The sequence below is a fragment of the Pseudomonas sp. GW821-FHT02A08 genome (assembly GCF_059422045.1).
The window spans coordinates 68,966-80,654 of the sequence record NZ_JBWKWD010000016.1; the positions used below are offsets into that span (position 1 = coordinate 68,966).

Genomic DNA, 11,689 nt, shown 5'->3' on the forward strand with positions numbered 1-11,689 from the left:
CTGACCGTGACGATCAGCCGATCATATATCGGTGATGAATGTTTATACACGCCGAGAATAGGCTAGGTAAATTATCAACGCTGTTCTAGCATCGATACATGACCTAAACAACCTCCCCCAAGAAGGTATCTCGCTCATGGATTTCGCTTATTCGCCCAAGGTTCAGGAACTGCGTGAGCGCGTAACAGCGTTCATGGACACCTACGTCTATCCCGCCGAAGCCGTGTTCGAGCGTCAGGTCGCCGAGGGCGATCGCTGGCAGCCGACCGCGATCATGGAAGAACTCAAACTCAAGGCCAAGGCCGAAGGCCTGTGGAATTTGTTTCTGCCTGAGTCCGAACTGGGTGCAGGCCTGACCAACCTCGAATACGCGCCACTGGCGGAAATCATGGGCCGCTCGTTGCTGGGACCAGAACCGTTCAACTGCTCGGCACCCGACACCGGCAACATGGAGGTGCTGGTGCGTTACGCCAACGAAGAGCAGAAACAACGCTGGCTCGAACCCTTGCTGCGCGGCGAGATCCGCTCGGCATTCGCCATGACCGAACCGGATGTCGCATCCTCCGACGCTACCAACATGGCCGCCCGTGCCGTGCGCGATGGCGACGAGTGGGTGATCAACGGCAAGAAGTGGTGGACCTCGGGTGCTTGCGACCCGCGCTGCAAAATCCTGATCTTCATGGGACTGAGCAATCCAGATGCGCCTCGTCACGCCCAGCACTCGATGATTCTGGTGCCGGTGGATGCGCCTGGTGTGAAGATCGTGCGTCCGCTGCCGGTGTTCGGTTACGACGATGCGCCTCACGGTCACGCCGAAGTGCTGTTTGAAAATGTCCGGGTACCGTACGAAAACGTCCTGCTGGGCGAAGGACGCGGCTTCGAAATCGCTCAAGGTCGCCTTGGCCCGGGCCGGATTCACCACTGCATGCGTTCGATCGGTATGGCCGAGCGCGCACTGGAACTGATGTGCAAGCGCTCGGTGAGCCGCACGGCGTTCGGCAAGCCGCTGGCGCGCCTGGGCGGCAACATCGACAAGATCGCCGACTCGCGGATGGAAATCGACATGGCACGCCTGCTGACATTGAAAGCGGCCTACATGATGGACACCGTCGGCAACAAAGTGGCGAAAAGCGAGATCGCGCAGATCAAGGTCGTGGCGCCGAACGTGGCGTTGCGGGTGATCGACCGGGCGATCCAGATCCATGGCGGGGCAGGGGTTTCCAACGATTTCCCGCTGGCCTACATGTACGCGATGCAGCGCACCCTGCGCCTGGCCGACGGCCCGGACGAAGTGCACCGTGCGGCGATCGGCAAGTTCGAAATCGGCAAATATGTGCCGAAAGAAATGATGCGTAGCGGGAATTAATTGAAAAAAAGCTGTGTCGTCCGCAATCTTAGGACTGACACAGCCTTTTCCTGGCAGGTACAACCATCAACGCAGGATGCCGTAAAGCACTGCCTCCGTAGGGTCGGATGCCCGCCCGGCGATAATGAAACGGCCATCTTGAACCAGAATGTCGTAGGGGCTGCCCCCCGCTGATTCTTTGACCCAACCCTCGTATCCAAAACTGGAGTCGTTCGTGCCATCCTCGTTCAAGCGTCCCCACAACATTCGCATAGGGGATCCACCACTCCAGCCTGCAGCGACAATCTTGCCGTCTTCAGGTTGTACTCCCACGGCGCTCAACCAACCGCCGTAATGCTGTACTTTAATCAGCACCTCCTTGCCGCCGTTGAACCGTGGATCGGGAGAACCGTCCTCGTTATATCGCATGATCAGTGCCTGGAAGTTTCCGATTTTCCCAACGCAAATCAGTTTTCCATCGGGTTGGGCTATCATCTTGTGAAGTTCGTATGATCCTCCATCAGGACCGAGCCAAGTATAGCCGTCAGTACCAAAACTCTTGTCGAGCTTGCCCTGTGACGTGTAGCGGCAAAGTACTATTCGGCTGCCAGATGGCAATGTAACGTAGTTCATACCAATGACGATCTTGTCGTCTGTTTGAACCGCGACGCTGACCATTCGGTTGATATTGTCGTCCAGAAAAACAGTAATATGCCCTTGATCTCCAAAAGAGCGATCGGGCGTTCCATCGGGGAGCATGCAGGTCAACTGGCCCACGTTATGAGTCTGACCTCCATCTTTGGTTCGTTGGCTAAGAATCAGAATTCTGCCATCCCGAAGTACACCTCCATCAGATGCATCAGCATTCGACGATATGGCAGGGCGGGGGACCAGAACTGTATTGAAAATCAGATCCGGGCTGCCACTTTCATTCAGTCGATTTGCCGCGGGCGTTCCTTCGGCTCCGTATAAAGCATCGCCGATGATGAGTATTTTGTTGTCTCTGGAGATTAATCGAGTAGGTTTAGAGCTCTTGTCTTCCAGGAATTTACCGCTAACGCTGCCGTTGTTACCGAACGATGGGTCCGACTGTCCGTCGGAGTTTGTGCGATAAATTAAATATTGATTCGCGCTGTGTACGGCATAAATCAACTTCCCGTCGGGTTGTGAGGTCAATGAATAGGTTATTGCTCCTGCAGGTCCTCTGACAAAGCCGTTGTCGCCGAATTGATCGTCCAGGTTACCTGGCCTTTTGGGGGATGTATTTTGAGTGCTCATGATTGACCCGTTAAGTTTGCCTTGATTCACTGACATCACCTGCATTCAGGCAAATGAACAGGTCAGCATTCATAGCGAGGCTATTTCAACGAAATCGATCGTACAACTGTCAACTTTGACAGTTCGTTAGTCTATTTTAGCAGTCTTGCTCGTCTTTAAAGCACGTAAACATCTAATACACCCAAACCTCAACCCGCCGATTCTTGATCCTCCCTTCATCGGCGCTATTGGCCGCCACCGGCATCTGCGCTCCAAACCCGCGAATTTCGCGAAACACTACGCCGCTCTTCACCAGCTCCCGCCGCACCGCCATGGCCCGCAGTTTCGACAACAGATCGGCGCGCGCCGGGTCGCTCTTGGCGTCGCCAAACCCCACCAGCGTGACCTGTCCTTCAGTTTTACCGTGCTGCTTTATATAGTCGAGCACCCGCCGCAGGTCTTGTCGGGCCTTGTTGTCCAGGCTGGCGCTGCCTTCCTCGAAGCGGAAGTTCACCGACAGCCGTTGAGCATGTCGACTCAGCGCCTGATAACCCTCGGGCATCAACGCATTGGGGGTAACGGCCATGGCCTGGACGGTTTGGGCAATAAAACCGCTGGCGGCCACAATGGCCTGACCGTTAGCGCTTTGGGCAAAGGCAACAAGGGCATCGGCCCATGGATTTTTCCCGTTGGGGGGCAGGTAAAAGAACAACCGACGGGACAGCGGATAATCTTCCGTGGCAATCAGGCTGTTGAGTGGCAGCATGGCTTGTGATTGCCCATCGACAATCGCCACGGCTTTGGCCAGGCGCACGTAGGGCAGGCCGATAAAACCAATGCCTTGTGGGTCTGCACTCACGGCGTCGGACAGTTGCTCACTGGATTCGAAGCGTTTCGCCGTGCTACTGAGACTTTTTCCTCGATCACTCAGGACCAGTTCCTTGAAGGTGTCGTAGGTCCCGGACTGATCATCCCGCGCGTACAGGTGTATCGGCCCGCCGCGACCGCCGATGTCTTCCCAGGTCTTCACCTCGCCACTGAAGATGCGCGCCAGTTGCACGGTGTCGAGTTGGTTCAGCGGATTGTCCGGGTGAAGGATGATCGCCAGGCCATCGATGGCAATGACCTGTTCGGCGCTCGGGCTTTTCAGGTCACCGAGCGATTGCAGGCTCGCCAGTTCGCTGTCCTTGATCGGGCGCGACGAGGCGGCAAGATCGGCGCTGGCGGCTTTTAGCGCGGTGAAACCGGTGCTGGAACCATGGGCCGCCACCTCCACCACGACACGACGGCCCTGAACGGTTTCGCCGACGATGCGCAGTTCGTTGGCGGTGTCCGGGGTTTCGCGGTGGATCTTGCGCAGACCCTGTTCACTGAGCAGGCCCTCGACCAGTGCCGGTCCCAATGCCGCGCCGATCGTGTTGGAACCCTGGATTCGCAGCACCGGGCCGTGTTCGGGTGTCGGCAAGTCGCCGGCCGAGGCCGCCTGCGGCAAGCCCGTGCACAGCATCAACAGGAACAACACGCGCAGCATCATGCCGGCACCTTACATAGCCAAAGGAGGTGTCGGGAGATTAAGTCAGTAAGGTTTCCGAAAAATGACACTTTTCTAATGTGGGAGCGGGCTTGCTCCGGGCGGCGCTCCGACGAATGCGGTGTTTCAGTCAATACATGTGTCGACTGATCCGACGCTTTCGCGAGCAAGCCCGCTCCCACATTGGTGTTGCGTACGTCTCGGGATCAGCTCAACTCAAGCCAGATCGGCGCATGGTCCGAAGGTTTTTCCATGCCACGCAGTTCGTAATCCACACCGGCGGCCTTCACCCGTGGCAGCAAGCCGTGGGAGGCGAGAATCAGGTCGATGCGCAGGCCACGCTTGGGTTCGTCTTCGAAGCCACGGCTACGGTAGTCGAACCAGCTGAAGGTGTCGGTCACGTCCGGGTTCAGGTGACGGAAACTGTCCACCAGGCCCCAGTTCTTCAGGCGGGCCATCCACTCGCGCTCTTCCGGCAGGAAGCTGCATTTGCCGGTCTTCAGCCAGCGCTTCATGTTGTCTGGGCCGATGCCGATGTCGCAGTCTTCCGGGGAAATGTTCACGTCACCCATCACCACCAGCGGCTGGTCATTCTTGAACTGGCTTTCCAGCAATTGCTGCAAGTCGCCGTAAAAACGTTCCTTGGCCGGGAATTTTGTCGGGTGGTCGCGGCTTTCACCCTGTGGGAAATAACCGTTCATGATGGTCACCGGCACGCCATTGGCGTCGGCGAAGGTGCCCCAGATGAAGCGCCGCTGGGCGTCTTCTTCGTCGGTGGCGAAACCTTTATGCAGGGCCAGCGGCTCCTGGCGCGAGAGCAGGGCGACGCCGTAATGGCCTTTTTGCCCGTGGAAATACACGTGATAACCCAGGGCCTGAACCTCGGCCAGTGGGAACTGATCGTCGTGGACCTTGGTTTCCTGCAAGCCGATCACATCGGGCTGGTGCTTTTCGATCAGCGCCGCCAGCTGATGGGGACGGGCGCGCAGCCCGTTGATGTTGAAGGAGACGATCTTCATGGTCGGCAGTCCTGGCAAAAGGGCGATGCTAGCTGACATGTGGGAATCGGGCCAGTGTGGGGTGAGGGGATTCGCTTTTGCCAGTCAGTCTTGTGTGGGCAGTGATGGCCTCTTCGCGAGCAAGCCCGCTCCCACAGGTTATGTGCCTGACTTTGCTTTTGTGGGAGCGGGCTTGCTCGCGAAGGCGATTTCATTGCCTACACTGATTGCGGATCTGTAAGGAACTGTGACAGCGCCGACAGGCTCGTAACAACAAGAGCGCAGCCACCCGAGCTGTGCCGGGGAGATCAACCGTCATGCCCGAAACCTCGACCGCCATCGCCGATATACACATGCTCGACAGCGGCTATGCCCGCGAAGCGCGTTCGCTGCTGTACCAGGCTTATCGACACGAACCGACCTTCGGCTATCTGTTCGAAGCCGAGCGCCCCGGCTACGAGCAGCGGGTTCGCGCTACCGTGCGCGAACTGGTGACCCAGCACTTTCTCCAGGACCTGCCGGCCATCGGCCTGCTGGTCAACGACCGCTTGATCGGCATCGCCCTGATCGCACCGCCGCAACGTCGCCTGGGCGTCACCGAAAGTTGGGCCTGGCGCCTGCGCATGGTGCTCAGCACAGGGTTTCGCTGTACCCGTCGCTACCTCGAATATCACGCTGCCGTGGAGGCCTGCCTGCCGAACGAGTCGGTGCACGTCCTGCCGTTGCTGGGGGTTCACCCGCAGTTCCAGGGCCAGCATTTCGGCGAACAACTGTTGCAAGCCGTGCACAACTGGTGCGCGGTGGATGAACACTCACAGGGCGTGATCCTCGATACCGGGAACCCTCGCTATCTGGAGTTCTATAAACGTCAGGGCTACGAGGAAATCGGTGAAGTTGCCGTAGGACCGGTTCGCGAGCACGTGTTTTTTCACCCCAATCCCCAGGTGTTACAAACAGCAACGGCTTGAGCAGAGAACTTTCCGGGCATGTCAGGCTCTATCACGCTCTCAAGCTCGTGATAGCATCCGCGCCTATGAAGTTTCCAGGAAGAATTACCAGCGGTGCGCTAATGCTGATTACCAGCTGCACGGCGCTGGCACAAAGTGAATTGGATGTACGGATCAAACCGTCCAATGACGAGCTGAAGGCCAATATCGAAGGCTATATCGGCAGCCTCGGCGATCGCGATGAAGAGGCGTTGCTGCGCTTCAGCCGTGGCGCCGAAGAGCAGGCTCGCAAGGCCGCCCAGGCCTTGGGTTATTACCAGCCGCACATCGACAGTGAAGTGAAGGGCGGCGAAAAGCCGCGCCTGGTGCTGAAGGTCGACCCCGGCGAGCCGGTGCACTTGCGCAATGTCACGGTGCGTGTCGACGGTCCGGCAGCCTCCCTCAAGGCCTTTCGAATCCCCAAGAGCGACGCGCTCAAGCCCGGTGCCGTGCTCAACCATGGGCATTATGAGGACGCCAAGCGCCTGATCCAGAATCAGGCTTCGCGTTATGGCTTTTTCAGCGGCCGTTTCACCCGTTCAAAATTGTCGGTCGACCCCCGTGCCGGTGTCGCCGACATCGAACTGATCTATGAAAGCGGTCCGCGCTATACCTTGGGCAAGGTCAATTTCGAGGGCGATACGCCGTTCGATGACGAGCTGCTGCAACGCATGGTGCCATTCAAGGCCGGCACACCCTATGACTCGGAGCTGATTGCCGAACTCAATCAGAACCTGCAATCGAGTGGCTACTTCGAAGGCGTGCGCGTGGACGCGGCACCCGCGGCGTCAAAAGAGAATGCGATCCCGGTAGACGTCAAGCTCGAAACCCGCAAGCCACGGACCATGGGCCTGGGCCTGGGGTTCTCCACCGACGTCGGCCCACGGGCCAAGGCCAACTGGACCCGGCACTGGGTCAATGCGCAAGGGCACAGTTACGGCTGGGAGGCCGAAGTCTCGGCGCCTCGGCAGAACGTCGGGTTGTTCTACGACATTCCGCTGGACCCGCCGCTGACGGACAAATTGCGTTTTGCCGGCGGCTATCAGAATGAAGACATCGCCGGCACCGACACCCATAGCAAACTGTTGACCCTCGGCCCCGAATGGCACAGCAAACTGCCCAGCGGCTGGCAACGGGTGGTATCGCTGAAGTGGCAGCGCGAGGATTACCAACTGGGCGATGACTCGGGACTCAGTACCTTGCTGATGCCCGGTGTGAGCTATTCGTACCTCAAAAGCGACAACCGCATCGACCCGCACAACGGCTATCGCCTGCAATTCGAATCCAAGGTGGCCAAGGAAGGCCTGGGTTCCGACAGCAACCTGCTCTACGGCACGGCATTGGTCAAAGGCCTGACCACAGTGTTCGATAAACACCGCTTCCTCGGGCGGGTGCAGGTCGGCGGCAGTGCCACCAACGGCTTCAAATCGGTACCGCCATCGCTGCGCTTCTTCGCCGGTGGCGATCAGAGCGTGCGTGGCTACGACTATCAGAGCCTGTCCCCGGAAAACTCCGACGGCGACCGCATCGGTGGCCGCTACATGGTGGCCGCCAGCGCGGAGTATCAGTATTCGGTCGCCGAAAAATGGCGAATCGCGACCTTTGTCGATCAGGGAAACGCCTTCAACACCCTCGAGCTGCCGAGTCTCAAGACCGGAGTCGGTATCGGCGTGCGCTGGGTCTCGCCGGTGGGGCCGATCCGCCTCGACCTGGCCCATGCGCTGGACGACGATGGCGGTATTCGACTGCACTTTTCCATGGGGCCTGAGCTGTGAAGCGTGGTTTGAAAGTAACGCTGCTGACGATAGCCGCACTGTTGATGCTGGTTGTCCTGACGCTGGCCACGGTGCTGGGTACGGCGACGGGCAGCCGCTGGGCATTGGGTTTCGTGCCGGGCTTGACCCTGGAAAACTTCCAGGGCCGGTTGGGCGGGCAGTGGAGTGCCGACCGGGTGCTGTGGCAGCAGGACAGCAATCGGGTTGAGCTGAGCAAGGTGATTTTCGCCTGGTCGCCGTTGTGCCTGACCCGCATGACCCTGTGCATCGAGCAATTGCAGGCCGATCAGGTCAGCCTGACGTTCCCGCCGGGTGCTGAAGAGCCAGACAGCGGCCCGATCACGCTCCCGGAGCTCAAGTTGCCATTGGCCATCGAACTGGGAGAGATCAAGGTCGGCAGCCTGTTGTTCAACGGCAGCGAAGAGCTCAAGGGCTTGCAACTGGCGGCGCACTGGACGACGGCCGGTTTGAAGATCGACGCGGTGTCGTTGCAGCGCGATGACCTGAGCCTGAACCTGTCCGGTCTGCTGCAACCCTCCGGCAACTGGCCCCTCAGCGCCTCCGGCAAGTTGACCCTGTTGTCGACGCCTGAACCTTTGGCGCTGTCGCTGAAAGTCGACGGCGACCTGCTCAAGACCCTGAACCTGAAAGCCGACGGCAGCGGTTACCTCAACGGGCAGCTGACCGGCGAACTGCAACCGCTGGTGGAAAACCTGCCGGCCAAGGTGCGGATCACCGCCGATGGCTTCAAGCCCGGTACCGATCTGCCGGACACCCTGCAACTCAATCAGCTTGAGCTCACGGGGGCAGGGGACCTGAAGAACGGCTACGCGCTGCTCGGCAAAGCCACGCTGCCCGCCGAGCAAGGGCCAGTCGCCCTGATGCTGCAAGGCAAGGTCGACGCCAAGGGCGCGCAGATCGCCGCGCTGGACCTGACCGCCAACGACAAGCAGAGCCTCAAGCTCACCGGACAGCTGGATTGGAGCAAGGGCCTGAGCGCCGAGGCGAAGATCGACTGGCTGGACTTCCCGTGGCACAGGCTCTATCCGCTCATCGACGAACCGCAAGTAGCGCTTCGCACGTTCACCGGCGAAGTCTCTTACACCGACGGCAAGTACCTCGGTCATTTTGACGCGGCGGCGGATGGTCCGGCCGGCGCCTTCACCCTGGCCAGCCCGTTCGCCGGCGACCTGACGAAAATCTACCTGCAACAGATTCAACTCCAGGCCGGGCAGGGCAAAGCCGAAGGGCACCTGAACCTGCAATTCGCCGATGGCATCGCCTGGGACACCGCGCTGGACCTGTCGGCGATCAACCCGGCGTACTGGGTCGCGGAGCTGCCGGGCACACTGGCCGGGCCGTTACGCAGCACGGGCGAGATGAAAAATGAAGTGCTCAGCCTCAATGCCGACCTGGACCTCAAGGGCAAACTGCGCGGCCAACCGGCGGTAATCCAGGCCAAGGCCGATGGCCGTGGCGAGCAATGGAACCTCAATGCCCTGCAAGTTCGCCTCGGCGATAACAGCATCAGCGGCAAAGGCAACCTGCAACAGAAACTCGCCGGCCAGATCGATCTCAAGCTGCCGCGCCTGGCCCAGCTCTGGCCAGAGCTGCGCGGCCAGCTCAATGGCCGCGTGGATGTCGCCGGCACGCTCAAGGCGCCCCAAGGCAAGCTGGACCTGCAAGGCTCGCAATTGGTTTTCCAGGACAATCGCCTGCAAAGCCTGAACCTGGACGCCATGCTCGACAGTGCCCAACGGGCGAAAATCGACCTCAAGGGCAGCGGCATCCAGGCCGGTGACACCTCGCTGGGAACCCTGACCGCCAGCGGCCAGGGCGACATCAAGAACCAGAAGCTGAGCCTCGATCTGCAAGGGCCGAAGCTGAAACTGGCGCTGGGTCTGGACGGTGCGCTGGATAAAGGCAATTGGCGCGGGCGCCTGGCCAGCGGTGATATCCAGGCCGGTGGCCAGGACTGGAAGCTGCAAGGGCCGGCGAAACTCGAACGCCTGGCGGACGGCAAAATCAACTTTGGCGCCCATTGCTGGGCATCCGGCCAGGCCAGCCTGTGCGGTGAAGACTCGCGCCTGATGCCCGAGCCGAAGCTGCGTTATCACCTCAAGCAATTCCCGATCGACAGCCTCGCGCAATGGTTGCCGAAGGATTTCGCCTGGCAGGGCCGGCTCAACGCCGACCTGCAACTGGACCTGCCGGCCAGTGGCCCGAACGGCCAGGTCAGCGTCGATGCCGGCGGCGGCACGTTGCGCATCAAGGACAAGGACCAGTGGCTGGACTTCCCGTACCAGACCCTGAAGCTCACCAGCAAACTCACGCCCAAACGTATCGACACCGAACTCAATTTCGTCGGCGGCAAACTCGGCGAGCTGATGGTGCAGGCGCAGCTCAATCCGTTGCCAAAGAACAAACCGTTGAGCGGCTCGTTCCGCTTGAGCGGGCTGGACCTGTCGGTGGCGCGACCGTTCGTGCCGATGGTCGAGAAGCTGACCGGGCGCTTGAACGGCAGCGGCACGATTTCCGGCGGGCTGCTGGCGCCGCAGGTCAACGGCAGCCTGCAACTCAGCGACGGTCAGATCTCCGGGCCTGAATTGCCGATGGAGCTGAAAAACCTGCACGTTCAAGCACTCATCGCCGGTGAAAGCGTGCAATTGAACGGTGGCTGGAACAGCGGCAAGGCCGGGCAGGGCAGTCTGAACGGCAACATTGCCTGGGGTCAGGCGCTAGTGGTGGATCTGGTACTCAAAGGCTCGCAATTGCCGGTCACCGTCGAGCCTTACGCCAAGCTTGAAGTCGCACCGGACCTGAAAATTTCAATGAAGGGCGATGAGCTGGCCATCGCCGGTAAAGTGCTGGTGCCCAGGGGCGAAATCACCATTCGCGAATTGCCGCCGTCGACGGTCAAGGTCTCCGATGACACGGTGATCGTCGGTCAGCAGACCGAGGAGGGCAAGCCACCGCTGGCGATGAAGATGGACATTGAGGTGCTGGTCGGCGAGGACAAGCTGAGCTTTGCCGGGTTTGGCCTGACCGCCAATGTGCAGGGGCATGTGCACATCGGCGACAACATGGACACCCGTGGCGAGCTGTGGCTCAACGACGGGCGTTACCGTGCTTACGGCCAGCGGCTTTCGGTGCGCCGGGCACGTTTGCTGTTTGCCGGGCCCATCGATCAGCCGTACCTGGACATCGAAGCCATTCGCAAGACCGACGACATCATCGCCGGCATTCGTTTGAGTGGCAGCGCCGAACAACCGACCACGCAAATCTTTTCAGAACCGGCAATGAGCCAGGAGCAGGCCCTGTCCTATCTGGTGCTCGGGCGTCCGCTGAGCAGCAATGGCGAAGACAACAACATGCTCGCCCAGGCGGCCCTCGGGTTGGGCTTGATGGGCAGTTCCGGTGTGACCAGCGGCATCGCCAAGAACCTGGGCATCCAGGACTTCCAGCTCGACACACAAGGCAGTGGCGACGCCACCAGTGTGGTGGCCAGCGGTAATATTTCCGAGAAGCTCAGCCTGCGCTATGGCGTTGGCGTGTTCGAGCCGGCCAACACCATTGCCCTGCGCTACAAGCTGAGCAAAAAGGTCTACCTCGAAGCCGCCGGCGGCGTGGCCAGTTCGCTGGACATCTTCTACAAGCGGGATTTCTAGGCCCGCATTTCCTGCAAAAGACCGAGTCGCCCCATTCGCGAGCAAGCCCGCTCCCACAGGTTCAGCGTGATCCCTGTGGGAGCGGGCTTGCTCGCGAAGGCGTCCGTGTGGCCAGCACAAAATCCGAAA

Annotated in this window: 7 protein-coding genes; 4 read left to right on the top strand and 3 right to left on the bottom strand. The window is 60.0% G+C overall.

Features of this window, described 5'->3' with window-relative positions; genetic code table 11:
- The first annotated feature begins 136 nt into the window (after positions 1-136).
- Positions 137-1,366: an acyl-CoA dehydrogenase gene (locus AC07W4_RS13660; RefSeq protein ID WP_495032792.1), complete on the top strand. Its 1,230-nt coding sequence runs from the start codon at positions 137-139 to the stop codon at positions 1,364-1,366.
- 66 nt (positions 1,367-1,432) lie between these two features.
- Here AC07W4_RS13660 and AC07W4_RS13665 read toward each other — a convergent pair whose 3' ends face one another.
- The 3 genes from AC07W4_RS13665 to xthA all read right to left on the bottom strand — a co-directional run bounded on the left by AC07W4_RS13665 (position 1,433) and on the right by xthA (position 5,152).
- Positions 1,433-2,623: a hypothetical protein gene (locus tag AC07W4_RS13665; protein ID WP_495032793.1), complete on the bottom strand. Its 1,191-nt coding sequence runs from the start codon at positions 2,621-2,623 to the stop codon at positions 1,433-1,435.
- A 172-nt stretch (positions 2,624-2,795) separates the two neighbouring features.
- Entirely contained in the window at positions 2,796-4,136 is a 1,341-nt protein-coding gene (locus AC07W4_RS13670; RefSeq protein ID WP_495032794.1) for a phosphate ABC transporter substrate-binding/OmpA family protein, read from the bottom strand.
- Between the two features lie 203 nt (positions 4,137-4,339).
- The gene (gene xthA, locus AC07W4_RS13675; RefSeq protein ID WP_008053614.1) at positions 4,340-5,152 is read right to left on the bottom strand and encodes an exodeoxyribonuclease III; all 813 of its coding nucleotides are present in this window, start codon (positions 5,150-5,152) and stop codon (positions 4,340-4,342) included.
- 296 nt (positions 5,153-5,448) lie between these two features.
- On the opposite strand from xthA, the gene AC07W4_RS13680 reads away from it, so the two are divergent.
- The 3 genes from AC07W4_RS13680 to AC07W4_RS13690 all read left to right on the top strand — a co-directional run bounded on the left by AC07W4_RS13680 (position 5,449) and on the right by AC07W4_RS13690 (position 11,560).
- Complete coding sequence (locus tag AC07W4_RS13680; RefSeq protein WP_495032795.1) at positions 5,449-6,099, top strand: GNAT family N-acetyltransferase; 651 nt, start codon at positions 5,449-5,451, stop codon at positions 6,097-6,099.
- Between the two features lie 65 nt (positions 6,100-6,164).
- Entirely contained in the window at positions 6,165-7,892 is a 1,728-nt protein-coding gene (locus AC07W4_RS13685) for an autotransporter assembly complex protein TamA (protein ID WP_495032796.1), read from the top strand.
- Positions 7,889-11,560: a translocation/assembly module TamB domain-containing protein gene (locus tag AC07W4_RS13690; protein WP_495032797.1), complete on the top strand. Its 3,672-nt coding sequence runs from the start codon at positions 7,889-7,891 to the stop codon at positions 11,558-11,560. Before AC07W4_RS13685 ends, AC07W4_RS13690 begins: the two co-directional genes overlap by 4 nt.
- Positions 11,561-11,689 lie beyond the last annotated feature (129 nt).

Excerpts from the sequence above, each read along its gene's own strand:
- AC07W4_RS13670 (WP_495032794.1), bottom strand. The coding sequence starts at position 4,136 with ATGATGCTGCGCGTGTTGTTCCTGTTGATGCTGTGCACGGGCTTGCCG.
- AC07W4_RS13660 (WP_495032792.1), top strand. The coding sequence starts at position 137 with ATGGATTTCGCTTATTCGCCCAAGGTTCAGGAACTGCGTGAGCGCGTA.
- AC07W4_RS13680 (WP_495032795.1), top strand. The coding sequence starts at position 5,449 with ATGCCCGAAACCTCGACCGCCATCGCCGATATACACATGCTCGACAGC.
- AC07W4_RS13685 (WP_495032796.1), top strand. The coding sequence starts at position 6,165 with ATGAAGTTTCCAGGAAGAATTACCAGCGGTGCGCTAATGCTGATTACC.
- AC07W4_RS13665 (WP_495032793.1), bottom strand. The coding sequence starts at position 2,623 with ATGAGCACTCAAAATACATCCCCCAAAAGGCCAGGTAACCTGGACGAT.
- xthA (WP_008053614.1), bottom strand. The coding sequence starts at position 5,152 with ATGAAGATCGTCTCCTTCAACATCAACGGGCTGCGCGCCCGTCCCCAT.